Source organism: Pontibacter sp. 13R65 (genome assembly GCF_047525655.1).
In the GTDB taxonomy this organism is placed as follows: Bacteria; Bacteroidota; Bacteroidia; order Cytophagales; family Hymenobacteraceae; genus Pontibacter.
Genome location: NZ_JBLIQL010000004.1, coordinates 315,915 through 334,287 on the forward strand (window position 1 = coordinate 315,915; position 18,373 = coordinate 334,287).

Here is an 18,373-nt window from a genome sequence, read left to right on the forward strand (position 1 = left end):
AGCGCCTTACTACCTAACATGAGAAAAAACAGCTGGTTACTAGTCTTCCTATTCTTTACTTTTTACATTCATGCCAAGGCACAGTCTTCGCACCAATTTACAAAAGGTCTTGTCGTAGAAAACAGCCACCAATATGGGCGGGAGGCGCTTTACACAGATCAATTGGCTTACCACTTGTATGGTAACACCCTGAAAAAACCAGCGGAAGGAAAAGCCGCATTTAATGGAACTGCCGGGAGTGAAGCCATCTGGCGCACCATGGTAGTAGATAGTACCACAAAATTCAAAGGCAAAGAACTTGCAAATGGCTACTTGTATCTCACGTATGAGTCTGACCTTGAGAGAACAGCTTTGCTACAGGTTGCCGGCCATAATATGCTATACTTTAACGGCCAGCCCCGCACCGGCGACATCTACAGCGATGGGTGGTTGCAACTGCCGGTGCAACTCAGAAAAGGAACAAACGAACTTTATATAAGAGGGTCCAGGTTTTCGGCCTGGAACGGTATATCAGCTAAATTAGCATTCACGGCCAAGCCAGTACTTCTAAATGTAGAAGATCCGACACTGCCAAACGTGATAATAGGGGAGCAGCAACAGCCAGTGTGGGGAGCCGTGGTAGTAATTAATGCTACAGCCCAACCCTTAACTAACCTGCAACTAAAAAGCCAACTGGCTGGCAAAGAACTTGTAACAACCGCACCCACTATTCCTGCCATGGCCATCCGAAAAGTTGGGTTTAAGCTAGATCCTTCGGGTGTGCAGCAAAAAGGAGATCAGACTGCTGCTATCAGCATCCTGCAAAAAGGAAAAGTGCTGGATGCGCAGCAAATAAAACTGACTGCTGTAGCACCACAAGAACACTATAGCAACACCTTTGTGAGCGATATTGATGGCAGTATTCAATACTATGGGGTAGCACCGCAAAGCCAGAAAACAACAGGTGGTGCATCAGCCTTATTCCTTTCTGTACACGGAGCCGGTGTAGAAGCCAGCGGACAGGCCAGAGCTTATAAGCCAAAAGACTGGGGAGTAGTGGTTACACCAACCAACCGGAGGCCACGCGGCTTTAACTGGGAAGACTGGGGCAGACTCGATGCCCTGGAAGTTTTTGAACTAGCTAAAACCAAATTCAAACCCGACCCAAAACAAATCTATCTCACCGGCCACTCCATGGGCGGGCACGGTACCTGGTATCTGGGTGCGACGTACCCGGGCAAATGGGCTGCTATTGCGCCTTGTGCCGGTTACCCAACGCTGCGCGAGTATGGATCTGCCGATGGCAAAATTCCGGAAGCTGGTAGAACAGGGATGGAAAGCTTGCTGCTACAGGCCAGCAACCCAAGCAATGTGCTGGAGTTGGCGCAGAACTATAATGCAGGCGGTATTTACATCCACCACGGCGACAGCGATAAAGTAGTGTCAGTAGATTATGCCAGGCAAATGAAAGTTTTGCTGGCTGGTTTCCATAAAGACTTCAGCTATTACGAGTATCCGGGCGGTTCGCATTGGTTCGGCGATGAGAGTGTAGACTGGAAACCCATCTTCGACTATTTTAAGTGGCATACCATTCCCAGCGACAGCGCTGTGAACAAAGTGAACTTCAGCACAGCTAGTCCTGCCATTTCCTCATCGTACCATTGGGTATCTGTATTGCAGCAGCAACAAGCGCTTAAGTACAGCCGCGTGCAGCTCGAACGCAATAAAAAGCTGAAAACCATCACCGGCAGTACCGAAAACATAAGTATACTGAGTTTTGCTCTAGGTGATTTTCAGAAAGGGGAGAAGCTAACGATTACTCTGGATAAGCAAGCACCTATTATCTACGAAGTTAAATCAGAAGGAGATATCCTGTACCTGCACTACAACGGTAACACCTGGAACACAGGAACGAAGCCGCAACTAAGCAAGCAAAAAGGAGCAGGCAGAAACGGTACGTTAAAGGAGCCATTCAATCACCGGATGGTATTTGTGTATGGCACGGCTGGCAACCAGGCAGAAAACGAATGGGCGTATAATAAAGCGCGTTACGATGCAGAAGTATGGTATTATCGTGGCAACGGAGCAGTAGATATGGTAGCAGACAAAGATTTCAAAGCTGCTGCTTATGCCGACCGTGGTGTTATTATTTACGGCAATGCCACCACTAACAGTGCTTACAAGAAATTACTAGCAAAGTGCCCTATACAAGTGCAACGCGGAAATATTAAGGTTGGTGACAAAACCTACCAGGGCGATGACCTGGGGGCTTACTTTATGTGGCCACGTGCCGACAGTGAAGTAGCTTCTGTAGCAGTTATTACCGGAACCGGATTAAAAGGCATGCAGGCAGCTGACGCAAACCAGTACTTTGCCGGTGGCAGCGGTTTTCCTGATTACATGGTATTCTCGCTCGATATGCTCCGCGATGGTGCCAAAGGAATGAAAACAGCCGGCTTCTACGGCAACGACTGGAGTATAGAAAAAGGCCAGCAGGTAGTGCAGTAGCCGAAAGAGAGGCAGCTTTAAAGCAAAGTTTGACGCTTGGATTAAAAACAGGAAAACAGCTCCAGAAGGCTATTTTATTAGAATAATTGGATTAGTTGTTGATTGCTGAATTGTCAAAAGGTTTAGCTGTTAAATGGATGATCTTAGATTAATGAAAGTAGCCACTGGTGCGAGCTTGTAGCTCGTACTATTTTAGTAAAGTACGAGCTACAAGCTCGCACCAGCAAGAAGATTGCTCTTTCAGCCCTTGACCATATTTGTAACTGAACACCTCCTGAAGGCCAAAATCATTAGAATAATTTAACAGAAGGCTAACCTAAAACAATGTATTGCGGCAGGTAGCAACGAAGCGAATACATCAGCCAGGTGAACTTAATGAGGCTCCACTGTTTGAGCGTTCGGCGAGTGGGGGTAGGGGCCCTCGATTTGGAGCATCTTGATTTTTTTTGTTCTTTTTGTATCAAGACAAAAAGAACAAGAACTTCAGCTATAGAACAAATTGCAGCAGTTAACACCTTAGTAGCAGCAATGCAAACTTGGACTAAACCCCCAGTAGCCGAAGCTAACGGATCTCGTCCAAAAGATCCTTTCAGGATGACAAAAGAGGAGGAAATTAAAAAGAGAAAAAGTAGGAGATAACCTAAAGTAGAAGATAGATTAAATAAAATAACAAAAGAAAAGTAAATGCCATTTGCTTCCGCACAACTTAAGTTAAAATAATTGATTTCAGATCTTCAAAAACACTCAGCTTGAAGATCTTTACCATTATAAAAAACTATTACATGCTTTACCAATACATTAAACAACCCACACTAAAACGACTTCTGACCCTTTCGCTCCTCAGTGCAGCCTTAGCAGTGCCTGCCCTGGCGCAAGAGCAAGGAGTTCATCATCAGTCCGCGGAATACGAAGCGCCTACCGATCCGCTGGTGAAAAAAAAGCTGGAGAAGTGGCAGGACCAGAAATTTGGGATGATTATTCACTGGGGACTGTACGCAGTGCCAGGCATTATAGAATCGTGGCAACTGTGCTCCGAAGACTGGATTGAACGCGACAGCACCATCGCCTACGAAGACTACAAAAAGTGGTACTGGGGCCTCAGCAAAGACTTTAATCCGGTGAATTTTAACCCAGAGCAGTGGGCAAGTGTGGCTAAAAAAGCAGGCATGCGTTACCTGGTGTTCACGACCAAACACCACGATGGCTTTAACATGTTCGATACCAAAGAGACTGATTTCAAGATTACGAACGGCCCTTTTAAAGATCATCCAAAGGCTAACGTTGCCAAGCATGTGTTCAATGCTTTCCGGAAAGAAGGCTTCATGATCGGTGCTTACTTCTCCAAACCCGACTGGCACTCCGAGTATTTCTGGTGGCCAAAATACGCTACGCCAGACCGGAACGCCAACTACGACATCCGCAAGCATGAGTGGCGCTGGAACCAGTACAAACAGTTTACTTACAACCAGATCAGCGAACTGATGCACGACTACGGCTCCATGGATATCCTGTGGCTCGACGGCGGCTGGGTAAGACCTTCTGAAACCGTAAACGATGAAGTCCGCTCCTGGGGCGCAGCTATTCCTGAATTTAGCCAGGAAGTAGACATGCCACGCATCGCCACCATGGCACGGGAGGCGCAGCCGGGTTTGCTCATCGTAGACAGAACGGTTCATGGTCCTTATGAGAATTACCAAACGCCGGAGCAGCGCGTTCCTGAAAATAAAATAGATAACCCTTGGGAAAGCTGCCTGACCCTGGCCAACAACTGGGGCTATGTGCCGAACGATAAATTTAAGTCATCTGCAAAAGTGATTCACTCTTTAGTAGAAGTAGTGGCCAAAGGAGGTAGCATGCTGTTGGGAGTAGGTCCGAAACCAGATGGTACACTGCCTGAAGAAGCTGTGACGCGCCTCGCAGAAATAGGTAAGTGGTTAGATGCGAACGGAGAAGCCATCTACAACACCCGAGCCACCGACCGCTTCCAAGATGGTACAACTTATTTCACGCAAGGCAAGAAAGGCACACGCTATGCCATAGCCCTGCTACCAGAAAATGCAGCTGCACCAAGTGTTATAGAATGGACCGGCAATACGCCAAAAAAAGGAAGCAAAATGAAACTGCTACAGACGAACAAACAAGTAAAATGGGTTAAAGAAGGCGATAAAGTAAAAGTGTTCCTCCCCGCTTCTATGGCCGTTTCGCCTGCTCTGGCTTTTGCCTTTACAGCTGAGTAGTAGCAAGTAGCTGAGTCCGCGCAGCAATTACTAAGGGAGGAAAAGTCCCCCTTTTGAAGCTGATCTTGCAGGTATTGTACGCTGGTGCGAGCTTGTAGCTTGTACTTTCATCTGAAATAAGGTACGAGCTACAAGCTCGCACCAGCGGCCTTCAGGCTCTATTAAGAGAAGCAGACAAAGAGACTTCTTTCAGCAGCAAGTACATTTTTAATAATGAAATGCTAAAACATACTTCATGAAAAAATACAGACAGTTGGCCCTTGCCACTGCCTTGGCTAGCACCCTGTTTTCCTGCTCAACGAGTAGCACGGCACCACAAGCCGTTGCTCCTCCTCAGCCTGTGTTGCCTGTGCCTACAGAGGCACAGATGGCCTGGCACGAAATGGAAATGAATGCATTTGTACACTTCACTACCAATACCTTTACCGACCTGGAGTGGGGCTACGGCGACGAGAGTCCAACTATTTTTAACCCTACCGCTCTGGACGCGGACCAGTGGGTGCGCACGCTAAAGGACGCCGGTTTTAAGGGTGTCATTCTTACCTGTAAGCATCACGATGGCTTTGCCTTGTGGCCGAGCAAATTCACAGAGCATTCGGTAAAGAACAGTCCGTATAAAAATGGAGAAGGCGATGTGGTAAAAGAAGTAGCGGACGCCTGTAAAGCACACGGCCTGAAGTTCGGGGTTTACCTTTCGCCTTGGGACAGGAATCGGGCTGATTACGGGCAGGCCTCTTATATAGAATATTACCGGAACCAACTAAAAGAAATATTCAACGCTTACGGACCTGCTTTCGAGATGTGGTTTGATGGCGCAAACGGAGGAGACGGTTACTACGGCGGTGCCCGCGAGAAACGCACAATAGACCGCGCCACTTACTACGACTGGCCTACGACCTTAGCGATGGTCAGTCAGGTGCAGCCAAATCCCAAAGTCTTGTTTTTCAGCGATGGCGGACCCGACCTGCGCTGGTGCGGCAACGAGCAGGGGATAGGCGGAGAAACGAACTGGAACACCATCAGCAACGATACTTTGTATGCCGGTAAATTCGGTGTGGAAGAGCTGCTGAACACAGGTTCTGAGGATGGAGACAAGTGGATACCAGCAGAAGTGAACACCTCTATTCGGCCCGGCTGGTTTTATCATGAGAAAGAAGACTCACAAGTAAAAACGCCGGAACAGCTGTTCGACTTGTACCTGACATCGGTTGGCCGTGGCTCTACGCTGCTCCTGAATCTGCCTCCAGATAAACGTGGCCTTATTCACGAAAATGATGTGAAGGCGCTGCAAGGCTGGCGAAAGCTGCTCGACCAGGAATTTAAAACAAACCTGGCTGCAAAAGCAAAAGCTGACACCTACAGAGGCAACGCCAAAGCATTCGCAGCAGCCAACCTAACCGACGGCGACAAAGAAACCTACTGGACTACCGACGATAACACCACCTCAGGAAGTCTGGAGATCGATTTAGGCAAGGTGCAGCCCGTAAAGTATGTGCTCCTGCAGGAGTACATCAAGCTGGGGCAGCGTGTAAAATCTTTCTCAGTAGATGTGTGGCAGGAAAACACCTGGAAACCTGTAGCTACAGCTACAACCATCGGGTACAAGCGCATTCTAAAACTCGATGATCCGGTAAGCACCAGCAAAATCCGCATCACAATTCAGGATGCCAAAGCCAGTCCTGTTATTTCGGCTATAGAGGTATATTAATAGCCCTTAGCTTTACGGAAGTAAAATAGCTCTGGAAGGGCTTTTTTATTAGAATAATTGGGTCTGTTGATTGTTGGTCATTAAATGGTTGAATTGTTAAATGGTTGATCTGGTCAAACTTTAAGAGGTTGCGAGAATCTGCCGCTGGTGCGAGCTTGTAGCTCGTGCCATTTTAAGCAATCTTATTTTGTTTATGCCGAAGAATCGTGGAATGGAAGTACGAGCTACAAGCTCGCACCAGCGAGATAATTATTCTTTCAACCCTTGACTATTTTGCAACAGAACACCTCCGGAAGGCCAAAATCATTAGAATAATTTAGCAAAAGGCTAACCTAAATTAATGTATTGCGGCAAGGAGCAACAGCATTAGCCAGGTGCACCTATTGACGATTTTTTGTTTGAGCGTTCAGCGAGTTCAAAATCGTCTTGATTTTTTTGGTTCTTTTTGTATCAAGACAAAAAGAACAAGAAAGCCAGCTATGCAATAGCTTCAGTTTGAAGAAGCAAGGAAAGCAGCTATGCGAACTTAGACTTCATCAACAATAGCCGAAACTATCGGATCTCGCCCACAAGATCCTTTCAGGATGACAAACGGGGCGGTGAAAAAAGTAATTAGAAATGTTTGCTACCGCAAAAGCTGAGTTCTATTATTTGGTAATGAAACAGATTACCTGAAATTAAAATTAAACAGCAGGAAATAAACAGACCAATGAATACGTCCTGTGTCTCATTACAAAGTTTACTTATGTTACAACATAAATTAAGATTTTTACTAGGCTTCTGTAGCTGCATTTTTTTGCTGGCACTTGGCGTTAACGCTCAGAAAAAGCAAACATTTGAAATTAAGAACGGAGAGTTCCTGGTCAACGCAAAGCCGGTGCAGATTCATTCGGGCGAAATGCATTATGCCCGCATTCCGAAAGAATACTGGCGGCATCGGCTAAAAATGATGAAGGCCATGGGACTGAATACCGTGGCAACCTATGTGTTCTGGAACTATCACAACACCGCCCCCGGTGTCTGGGATTTTAAAACCGGCAACCGAAACCTGGCGGAGTACATCAAAACAGCGCAGGAAGAAGGTTTGTACGTCATTCTTCGGCCGGGGCCATATGCCTGTGCCGAATGGGAGTTTGGCGGCTACCCGTGGTGGCTGCAGAAAAACCCTGACCTGGTAATTCGGGCTAATAACCAGCCTTTCCTGGACTCCTGCAAAGTGTACATTAACAAGCTGGCAGAGCAGGTGAAAGGGCTGCAGGTAAGCAAAGGCGGCCCCATTATCATGACGCAGGTCGAGAACGAATTTGGCTCTTACGTGTCGCAGCGCGAGGATATTCCGCTGGAAGAACACAAGAAATACAATGCGGCCATTAAAAATCTCCTGACCCAGGCCGGTTTCGAAGGACCATTCTTTACCTCAGACGGCACTTGGTTATTTGAAGGAGGAGCGATAGAAGGAGCCTTGCCAACAGCCAACGGCGAAGGCAATATTGATAACCTGAAAAAAGCAGTGAACGAGTACAACGGTGGCAAAGGTCCTTACATGGTCGCTGAGTTTTATCCAGGCTGGTTAGACCATTGGGGAGAGCCTTTCGTGCGCATCGGCTCCGATCAGATTACAAAACAGACGGAGGTGTACCTCAAAAACAAAGTGCACTTTAATTACTACATGGTGCACGGTGGTACCAACTTTGGCTTCACCTCCGGCGCAAACTACAACGAAGAACACGATATTCAGCCAGACATCACCAGCTACGACTACGATGCCCCCATCAGCGAGGCAGGTTGGGCAACACCAAAATATACCGCCATCCGGGAGCTGATGAAAAAGCATGTGGCCTATGCCGTTCCGGAAGTACCTGCTCCGATTCCGGTTATTACGGTACCTGCTGTTAAGTTTACCAAAACAGTAGATTTATTTGATCTGAAGAAGGATATAAAGCCTGTCAACAACGACACGCCACTTTCTTTTGAAGACCTGAACCAGGGCCATGGCTACGTGCTGTACAGCAAACGTTTCAACCAGCCGGTGCAGGGCAAGCTGCAGGTAAAGGGCCTCCGCGATTATGCCACGGTGTATGTAAACGGAAAAAAGGTAGGAGAGCTGAACCGGCAGGAGAACAAGTACGAACTGGATATTCAAATTCCATTTAACGGCATGCTGGAGTTGCTGGTAGAGAACATGGGCCGCATTAACTACGGCTCCGAAATTGTGCACAATACCAAAGGCATTATCTCTCCGATCCTGATCAACGATTTTGAGATAACCGGCGACTGGAACATGTACAAAATGCCCTTCGACAAGGTGCCTGACCTAACAAAATATACTTCCAAAAACAAAGAAGGCAAACCAACGCTTTACACTGGCTCTTTTGAGCTAAAACAAACCGGCGGCGATGTGTTCCTGGATATGCGCGGCTGGGGCAAAGGCATTGTGTTTGTAAACGGACACAACCTGGGGCGCTACTGGAAAATTGGTCCGCAGCAAACGCTATACCTGCCGGGCTGCTGGCTCAACAAAGGTAAAAACGAGGTGGTGGTGCTCGATCAGCAAAACGACGTGCTGCAGAAAGAGCTTCGGACTGTAGACAAACCCATTTTAGAAGAACTTCAATAACGGTATTCATTTTCCCCTGCTCCTTCTCAACAAGCAGGAGCAGGGAAAGCCGGAGGAGAGTTATTGGCTCTGGGAAACTTCCTGTTTGCCAGATTAGCCTTTGTTCCCGCTGTTAAATTTTACTTTACATGATTAAATACCTCTTACTCTTTATCAGCGTTACCTGCAGTACATCAGTAGTTGCACAGCAGGCAAAGCCACTGTACAAAAACAGCAAAGCTGCCACTTCCGACAGAATAAACGACCTGCTGGGCCGCATGACTGTGGAGGAAAAAGTGGGCCAGCTCTCTACCTTGCTCGGCTGGGAAATGTATGACAAGCAGGCAAAAAAAGTAACCACCAGTGCCGCCTTCAGAAAAGCGGTGGACGAACGGCATATTGGTATGTTATGGGCTACCTTACGAGCCGACCCCTGGACAAGGAAAACCCTGTCGACTGGCCTGAACCCGACACTGGCAGCCGAGGCTACCAATGCACTGCAGAAGTATTTGGTAGAGAAAACCCGCCTGGGCATACCGCTGCTGCTTGCCGAAGAATGTCCGCACGGGCACATGGCCATTGGGACAACTGTTTTCCCGACCTCTATCGGACAAAGCAGCACCTGGAACCCCGCCCTGATTCAGCGCATGGCCACCGCTATTGCCGCTGAAGCCCGCGTGCAGGGAGCACACATCGGCTACGGTCCGGTGCTGGACCTGGCACGGGAGCCACGCTGGTCACGAGTAGAAGAAACGTACGGCGAAGACCCGGTGCTGAACAGCCAGATGGGCATAGCCATGGTAAAAGGCTTTCAGGGCGATAACCTGAAAAGCGGCGCAAATGTTATTTCCACACTGAAACACTTTACAGCTTATGGAGTGCCGGAGGGAGGGCATAACGGAGGCAGCATCAGCACGGGGCATCGGGAACTACACCAGAGCTTTCTGCCTCCTTTCCAGGCGGCTGTAAAGGCAGGTGCACTTTCTGTCATGACAGCTTATAACTCCATCGATGGCGTGCCATGTTCTTCAAACGAGTATTTGCTGAGTGACCTGCTCCGGAATCAGTGGGGCTTCAACGGATTTACTGTGTCAGATTTGGGCAGCATCTCTGGTCTGGTGAGCAGCCACAAAGTAGCCGCTACGCCTGCCGATGCTGCTGCCCTGGCGATAAATGCTGGCTTGGATGCCGACCTGAGCGGCTACGGCTACGACAAAGCTTTACTCGATGCGCTAAAAGCAGGCCAGGTAAAGGAGGAGGTGCTGAACGAGGCGGTAAGCCGGGTGCTCCGCCTGAAGTTCGAGATGGGCTTGTTCGAAAACCCTTACGTAGATGCCAAAAAAGCGGCGAAGCTGGTCAGAAACACGAGCCATGTGCAGCTGGCGCGACAGGTAGCGCAGGAGTCTGTTGTATTGCTGAAAAATGAGAAGGAGGTGCTGCCGCTGAGCAAGAGCCTGAAAAGTATTGCTGTTATCGGGCCGAATGCAGATAATATGTATAACCAACTCGGCGACTATACCGCGCCGCAGCCGGAGAGCAACGTTGTAACGGTGCTGAAAGGCATCCAAAACAAAGTCGGCTCCAACACCAAAGTAACTTATGTAAAAGGTTGCGCCATCCGCGATACAACGGCTGCCAACATAGCAGAAGCCGTTGCAGCAGCTAAAAATGCCGAGGTAGCTGTGGTGGTACTCGGTGGATCGAGTGCCCGCGATTTCAAAACAGAATACCAGAGCACCGGTGCTGCTACCGTTACAGCAGCTGCCGGTGCCGAGGCCATCAGCGATATGGAAAGTGGCGAAGGCTACGACCGTGCCACGCTGGACCTGCTGGGCAAGCAACTGGAGCTGTTGCAGGCAGTTGTAAAAACCGGAACGCCGGTGGTGGTGGTGCTCATCAAAGGCCGTCCGCTTAACCTGAACTGGCTGGCTGCCCATGTGCCTGCCATTCTGGATGCCTGGTACCCGGGCCAGGAAGGTGGCAACGCCATAGCCGATGTGCTGTTCGGCGACTATAACCCTGCCGGACGCTTGCCTATATCGGTGCCAAAGCACGTGGGGCAGCTGCCGGTGTACTACAACGCCAAGCGACCTGCTCCTCACGATTATGTGGAGACCGATGCAAAGCCGCTCTACAGCTTTGGCCACGGCCTGAGCTATACCAAATTTGAGTACAGCAATGTTCAGGTAAATGCAACCGAGCAACAAGGTGCAATTCAAGTAAAGGTGCAGGTTATGGTAAAAAACAGCGGCTCCCGCGATGGCGATGAGGTGGTGCAGCTCTACCTGCGCGACAATGTAAGCTCTACCGTTACGCCAGTGAAACAACTCAAAAAATTTCAGCGGGTGCACCTGAAGGCTGGGGAGCAAAAAACAGTAGAACTGGAACTGAATGCAGAGGACCTGATGCTGCTCGACACAAAGATGCAGTGGGTCGTGGAGCCAGGTAAGTTTACCGTCATGGTAGGAGCTTCCTCAGAAGATATCCGGCTTACAACTGAATTTGACGTGCAAAATGCCATTCAAATATCGGTTGCAGGGAAATAAGAATTCAAACAGGAAAAGTTGCTCGGGTTGTTGCCGAAAAGCAGTAGCCTGGGCATATCACACCCAGAAAGGGCGATGTCTCACCACTGTTAGCCTTACGCGTTTTGCTGCGAATTAAAATATGATTACTACTATTACTTACAAAGGATTTATGAGAGCAGGTAAGGAGATATTCAATGCCAAAGGTTTGCTTTGTTTTGTGCTGTTTCTGCTGCTGTTGACAACAACAGCGGGGAGGGCGCAATCGCCTTTTGCCGGACTGGAACCGTTGTTTACACAACCAAAAAGCTACACCGCTTACTTTGCTGAGAAAGCCCCCGTTATAGATGGCAATATCAACGACGAGGTGTGGAAAAAGGTCAGCTGGAGCGAGCGTTTTGAAGACATTGAAGGAGACGCCAAGCCCAAACCAACTTTCGAAACGCGCGTGAAAATGGTTTGGAATGACACCCATTTATTTATAGCCGCTGAATTAAAAGAACCACATGTGTGGGCTACGCTAAAGCAGCACGACGAAATCATTTTTCACGACAACGATTTTGAGGTTTTCCTGGATCCTGAAAATACCACGCATGGGTATTACGAAGTCGAAGTAAACGCTCTTAATACTATTTTCGATCTGTTCCTGCCCAAGCCTTACCGCAATGGCGGGAGTGCCATGATTCCGTGGAACCTGCATAAGCTGCAGTCGGCGGTGCAGGTGCAGGGTACGCTCAATAACCCGAAAGATACCGACCAAGGCTGGACAGTAGAAATGGCCATTCCGTTCCGTTCTGTCTCTATGGGCAACGACACCAAAGTGCCCGATGAAGGAAGCATGTGGCGCATTAACTTTTCGAGAGTAGAGTGGGATGTGGAGGTGAAGAACGGAAAATATGTAAAGAAGAAAGACAAAAACGGACAGCCCTTGCCCGAACATAACTGGGTGTGGTCGCCGCAGGGAGTTGTGAACATGCATTACCCGGAGCGCTGGGGCTACCTGCATTTTACACGTCAGAAAGCAGGAGGCAAAGCAGTGGCCTTTAACCTGCCATACGCCGAAAAGCAAAAGAAGTACCTGTGGCTGGTTTACTACCGGCAACAGGAGTATTACGAGAAACATAAGCTCTATGCTACCTCTCTGGCGCAGCTAGGCTTTGAGGAAGAGGAGCGGGTTGTTATAGAAAACCAGCCAAACCAATTGCAACTCGATGCCACCCGGCATCAGTTTATGGCCACCATACAAGGTCCCAATAATGCTGTGTGGAGCATTAACCAGGAGGGACTCATTCAAAAGCTAAAAAATACCTTATGAAAACCAGAAGAACTTTCCTGAAAACCAGTTTACTGGCAGGTGCTGCCGGTATGGCCGCCAGTTTGCCTGCTACATCGCTGGCCGCCCCTGCCAGCAAAAAGAAAAGCTGGAAACATTGGGTATGGATCAACCCGAAACACGACGAGACAGATGAAACGCTTCAGAAAAAATACAAGCAGTATTACGATGCCGGTATAAGGGGCATTTTTTTCGAGGCTGACAGTGAGGTCCATTTTCGGGCTGCTAAAAAACAGAAACTGGAAGCACACCGCTGGATGTGGATCATGAACCGGGGCGAAAAAGAGCTGCTGCAGGCGCACCCGGAGTGGTATGCCCGCAACCGCAAGGGAGAGTCCTGTGCCGACCAGCCGCCTTACGTAAATTATTATCGCTGGCTGTGCCCGTCCCGCGAAGAGGTGCAGCAGTACCTGGAGGCGGATGTGCGCAATACATTAAAAAAGGATTATGTAGACGGCATACACCTGGACTACATTCGTTTCTGCGATGTAATTCTGCCGGTGAACCTCTGGGATAACTACAAAATTGAGCAGACAAAAGAACTGCCGGAGTACGACTACTGCTACTGCGAGGTGTGCCAGACAAAGTTTAAAGCATGGCGCGGCGATGACATCACCAAAATACAATACCCTGAAGAGAGCTTATCGTGGCGGTTGTTCCGCTACAACGCCGTGAATAACATTGTAAACAAGCTGGCTGCTGTTGCCAAAGAACATAAAAAAGCGATAACCGCAGCTGTGTTTCCTACGCCGGAAGTAGCCAGGCGCATTGTGCGGCAAGACTGGACGAACTGGAACCTGACCGGCGTTTGCCCCATGATCTACCATGGCTTTTACAAAGAAGACGTTCGCTGGATTGGCGATGCTGTAACAGAAGGAGTTCATTTTCTGGCGGGCCGGTTCCCGCTTTACGCTGGTCTTTTCCTTCCGGATTTCAAGAGCAACACAGAATTGCAGCAAGGCATGGAATATGCCATGCAAAACGGTGCAGGCGGAATATCTTTATTCGGCGAAGTAACGGATGATGTACTTGCAGCCTTGAAACGTGCTTCTGCAGCTGTTAAAGTGTAATGTTTAGTGTCAAATTTAAATTGAATTTCATTTGAATCGATATTCTGCTATCCTGCTCTTGCTGTTGCTGAACCTGGCTGGTGCCGCACATGCACAAACTGCCTGGACAAAGGTAAAGGAGGAGCTTGTTTTTGAAGACGCACCCTTTAAGCAATGCCATGCCTCTACTATAGTGGAGGTAACAGGAGGGAAGCTGTTGTTATCGTGTTTTGGCGGATCGGCAGAAGGTAGAAACGATGTGGATATCTGGCTGAGTACGCTCGATCAATCGGGAGTTTCTTCACCTGTAGCTGTAGCCAATGGCATTATAAATGATACGCTGCGTTACCCGACCTGGAACCCGGTGCTGTTTAAGTCGCGTGAAGGAACACTGTTTCTTTTTTACAAAGTCGGGCCTAACCCCAGAGAGTGGTGGGGCATGGTAAAAACATCAGAGAACGAAGGGCTAACCTGGTCGGAGGCCAGAAGGTTGCCGGATGGCATACTGGGTCCGATCAAAAACAAGCCGGTACAGCTTGCAGATGGTTCTATTATATCCCCTTCGAGCATAGAAGAAAGCACAGAGCGCTGGAAAGCTCATATTGAAAAATCGACTGACGGCGGCATGACCTGGCAACATATTCCGGTCGATACCAGCTCCGGTGTGGAGGTGATTCAGCCAAGTGTTTTGTTCCACCCGGGTAACCGCCTGCAGCTCTTGTGCCGCAGCAAGCATGGCAGTGTGATGCAGGCCTGGTCGGCAGATGCAGGTAACACCTGGGGGCCACTCTTCAAAACGCCTTTACTTAATCCTAATTCAGGTACGGATGCCGTAACGCTAATAGATGGCACGCAGGTAATCGTTTACAACCCGGATGTGCCCGGCAATGACTGGTTTAACGGCCGCGGAAAGCTCTACGTTGCCACCTCCGCTAACGGCAGAACCTGGAAAGATGTAGCGGTACTCGAAAACGGTGACAAGGAAGAATACAGTTACCCCGCCGTTCTTCAAACCAGCGACGGCCTCGTGCACATTACCTACACCTACAACCGGCGCAACATCAAACATGTTGTGTTTCGGCCGTAAGATATTTTTTTCGTTTTTTGGATAGTTTAGTTTATATAACCAGTGCATCCGGCACTAGATGCCAGAAAACCCTAGCCCTTCTGGAACCAATAAAAGCTCTGGAAGGGCTTTTTCATTAGAATAATTTAGTGGGAGCAGATCTTATATATTGCTGGTAAGAGCTTGTAACTCGTACTACTTTTAATCCTGACAGTCTGATCTTGCTCATATTCATTAATCATAAGAATGAAAGTACGAGCTACAAGCTCGCACTAGCGAGAAAAGAATTCTGTTAACCCTTAAGTAAAAAGCTTAAAATGGCTCTGGAAGGCCAAAATCATTAGAATAATTTCACCGAAAGATAACCTAAAAAAATGTTTTGCGGCAGTCAACAACGGTGCAACAGCTTTAACCAGGTGCACCAATTGAAAACAGACTGTCTGAGCGGTCAGCGAGTTTCTGTTTTCTTGATTTTTTTGGTTCTTTTTGTATCAAGACAAAAAGAACAAAGACTCCAGCAATGCAATAGCTTCAGCCTGATGAAGAGGTAAACAGCAGCTAACGGTTCTCGCCCACAAGATCCTTTCAGGATGACAAGGTGAAAACAACTTAGCGGTAAATTGAAAAATAAGTTGGAGGAGTTTCAAGAAGATTAGTTGGAGTGGTGGAAGAAAAAGGCTGTAAACTTTAAAGTTACGATACCAAAAAGCTATAAAAACAAAAGGCTCCTCCGCCATAACAGCAAAGGAGCCTTCTCCATTCAAATAGAAAATTACTTTACAACTGAAGCTGGCCTATCTCCTTTTGCCACACCCCATGTGGTGCTAGGCTTGCTGCCCATTTCAAAAACTAAGCTGCCGCCCTGCACCAAGTCCTGGTGCAGGATGTAGGATTTGCTGTACGGTTTGCCGTTGAAAGAAATGCTTTGAATATACTTGTTCTCAGAGCTGTTGTTCTTCGCTTCAATGGTAAGGGCTTTTCCGTTTGCCAGTGTTAACGTGGCCTGGTCTATGGCAGGACTGCCGAATACATAGGCACCGTTGGCAGGGTTTAACGGGTAAAAACCCAGCGTGGAAAAAATATACCAGGCCGACATCTGGCCTACATCTTCATTGCCAATAATGCCATCTGGTTTAGCGGTGTAGAAGTTATCCAGAATAAACCTTACTTTCTCCGCTGTTTTCCAGGGCTGGCCTACGTAGGCGTAGAGGTAGGTGATGTGGTGACTGGGTTCGTTGCCGTGGGCGTACTGCCCGATAAGGCCGGTGATGTCGTTAGAGGCTTCTTCTCCCATGTCGCCTTCAGCTACAAACAAAGAATCAAGCTTTTGAATAAACGGTGCTTCTCCGCCGAGTAAAGTTACCAGCCCTTCCACATCCTGCGGAACCAGCCAGGTATATTGCCAAGCATTCCCTTCGGTAAAATCGTCTTTCATGTGGCGCGATACAAACGGATTGAAAGGTGTGCGCCACTCTGTTTTCGAGATCCTGCCACGCATAAAACGCGTCTGCTTATCGAAGTAGTTCTCGTAGTTTTTAGCGCGCTTGCTGAAGTAGTTGTAGTCTTCTTTTTTGCCCATTTTTTTAGCCATCTGGGCAATGCACCAATCGTCAATGGCGTATTCCAGCCCTTTTGCTACGGTTTCTACTTCGCTATCGGCCGGTATAAAACCAAGCTCCTTCACGTGCTTCAGCCCGAAATCGTCGCGCATGGCGGTGGTTTTAATGGCCTCGTAGGCCAACTCCGCATCGAACCCGGTGAAACCTTTCAAGTAGGCATCTACCACCACTGGCACGGCACTGTAGCCTACCATGGTGTTGGTTTCGTTGCCCATCAGGTGCCACACAGGCAGTTTGCCTTGCTGTTGGTAAATGGCCAGCATCGAACTGATCATGTCGTTAACGCGGTCTGGCTGCAGCAGGGTAAACAGCGGGTGAGCCGCCCGGTAGGTATCCCAGAGCGAGAAGGTGGTGAGGTTGGTGAAGGGGGCATCGGTATACACTTTTTTGTCGGTTCCCCGGTAATCGCCGTTATGATCGTTGAAAATGGAAGGAGCGATCATGGTGTGGTAGAGGGCGGTGTAGAAGGTTTTCAGCTGCGCTTCGTCTTTTGTTTGGATGCGCACCTTCTGCAGTTCCTGGTTCCAGGCGACATCGGCTGCTGCTGCTACTTTACCGAAGTCCCAATGCGGAATTTCTGCTCTAATATTCTTTAAAGCATTTTCTGAACTCACCGGCGAAAGGCCAACCTTCAGCTTTAACTGTTCACCTGCCTTTGTTGAAAAGCTAACCACGCCTTTTATCTTGTTTCCTTTGGAGGCAGCCACTGCAGTACCCAACGTATCGGTGACCTGGTAGCTGGCGAAGTTTTTCATCGGCTTGGAGAAAACAGCAGCAAAATACAAGCGCTGATCGGGTGCCCAGCCTTTGGAGTGGCGGTAGCCTGCCAATGTGCTGTCGTTTACTTGTTCTATAAACGTGTCGGTGGCCTGATCCCAGCCAATGCCTTCCTCCAGATCAAAAATGATATGCGAAGTATCTGAGGCAGGAAAAGTATACTGATGGAAGCCAACCCGTTCGGAAGCTGTCAGTTCGGCTTTTATGTCGTAGCGCTGCAGCTGCACCGCATAGTAACCCGGAACGGCTGTTTCTTGCTCGTGCGAGAAGAGTGAGTAGTACCCTAGTTCCGGGTTTTTCAGTGGTCCCTTTATCAGCTTCAGTGTACCTGTGGTTGGCATAACCGAAATGTCGCCTAAGTCGCCGATGCCGGTGCCGCTTAAGTGCGTGTGTGCAAAACCCACGATGGTGGAGTCGGAGTAATGGTAGCCGGAACTCCAGTCCCAACCTTCCGACATGTTGGTTGGCCCCAGTTGTACCGCCCCAAACGGCACGTTGGCTCCCATAAACACGTGGCCATGAAAACCGGTGCCGATATAGGGGTCGACGTATTGGGTTAGGCTGACAGCAGAAGTATCGGCAGCATCTTCTTTCAGGCTTTTGCAGGCTGAAATCATGCTGGCTGCCAGTGCTACGAGTGCCACAGTTTTAATATAGGATGGTATGTTTTTCTTCATGAAGAATGATGTTATTTCTTAATGGCTGATGCCGTTGCGTTGTCTTTATGAATCAAATTATTCTAATGAAAATGGTCTTCCAGAGGCTTTTTACTCAACTATTCACTCAGCCTTTTTTCCTCTCCTGTTTTTCCAGTATGTAATCTTCTCCACTCTGTCATCCTTAAAGGATCTTGTGGGCGAGATCCTTTAAGCAATATTTTTTGTTGTTTAAGTTCGCATAGCTGCTTTTCTTGCTTTATTGAGACTGTAGCTGTTTCATTGCCTGCTTACTTGTTCTTTTTGTCTTGCTACAAAAA

Annotated in this window: 9 protein-coding genes; 8 read left to right on the forward strand and 1 reads right to left on the reverse strand. The window is 48.4% G+C overall.

Going from position 1 to position 18,373, the window contains the following annotated elements; genetic code table 11:
- Positions 1-18 precede the first annotated feature (18 nt).
- The 8 genes from ACMA1I_RS07355 to ACMA1I_RS07390 all read left to right on the forward strand — a co-directional run bounded on the left by ACMA1I_RS07355 (position 19) and on the right by ACMA1I_RS07390 (position 15,022).
- On the forward strand, positions 19-2,487 hold the full coding sequence (locus ACMA1I_RS07355; protein WP_337067650.1) for an alpha/beta hydrolase-fold protein: 2,469 nt from the start codon (positions 19-21) through the stop codon (positions 2,485-2,487).
- 782 nt (positions 2,488-3,269) lie between these two features.
- Positions 3,270-4,724 (forward strand): alpha-L-fucosidase, encoded by a 1,455-nt coding sequence (locus tag ACMA1I_RS07360; RefSeq protein ID WP_337067651.1) that lies wholly within the window; start codon positions 3,270-3,272, stop codon positions 4,722-4,724.
- A 235-nt stretch (positions 4,725-4,959) separates the two neighbouring features.
- Complete coding sequence (locus tag ACMA1I_RS07365; protein ID WP_337067652.1) at positions 4,960-6,432, forward strand: alpha-L-fucosidase; 1,473 nt, start codon at positions 4,960-4,962, stop codon at positions 6,430-6,432.
- A gap of 745 nt (positions 6,433-7,177) precedes the next feature.
- Positions 7,178-9,049: a glycoside hydrolase family 35 protein gene (locus ACMA1I_RS07370; protein WP_337067653.1), complete on the forward strand. Its 1,872-nt coding sequence runs from the start codon at positions 7,178-7,180 to the stop codon at positions 9,047-9,049.
- 128 nt (positions 9,050-9,177) lie between these two features.
- Positions 9,178-11,574 (forward strand): glycoside hydrolase family 3 N-terminal domain-containing protein, encoded by a 2,397-nt coding sequence (locus ACMA1I_RS07375; protein WP_337067654.1) that lies wholly within the window; start codon positions 9,178-9,180, stop codon positions 11,572-11,574.
- A gap of 121 nt (positions 11,575-11,695) precedes the next feature.
- Positions 11,696-12,868: a carbohydrate-binding family 9-like protein gene (locus ACMA1I_RS07380; RefSeq protein ID WP_337067655.1), complete on the forward strand. Its 1,173-nt coding sequence runs from the start codon at positions 11,696-11,698 to the stop codon at positions 12,866-12,868.
- Positions 12,865-13,956, forward strand: coding sequence for a family 10 glycosylhydrolase (locus ACMA1I_RS07385; RefSeq protein WP_337067656.1), 1,092 nt, complete (start codon positions 12,865-12,867; stop codon positions 13,954-13,956). Before ACMA1I_RS07380 ends, ACMA1I_RS07385 begins: the two co-directional genes overlap by 4 nt.
- 31 nt (positions 13,957-13,987) lie before the next feature.
- Positions 13,988-15,022, forward strand: coding sequence for a sialidase family protein (locus ACMA1I_RS07390; RefSeq protein ID WP_337067657.1), 1,035 nt, complete (start codon positions 13,988-13,990; stop codon positions 15,020-15,022).
- A 751-nt stretch (positions 15,023-15,773) separates the two neighbouring features.
- Here the strand turns inward: ACMA1I_RS07390 and ACMA1I_RS07395 are convergent.
- Positions 15,774-18,074, reverse strand: a complete 2,301-nt coding sequence (locus tag ACMA1I_RS07395; protein WP_337067658.1) for a GH92 family glycosyl hydrolase — start codon at positions 18,072-18,074, stop codon at positions 15,774-15,776.
- Positions 18,075-18,373 lie beyond the last annotated feature (299 nt).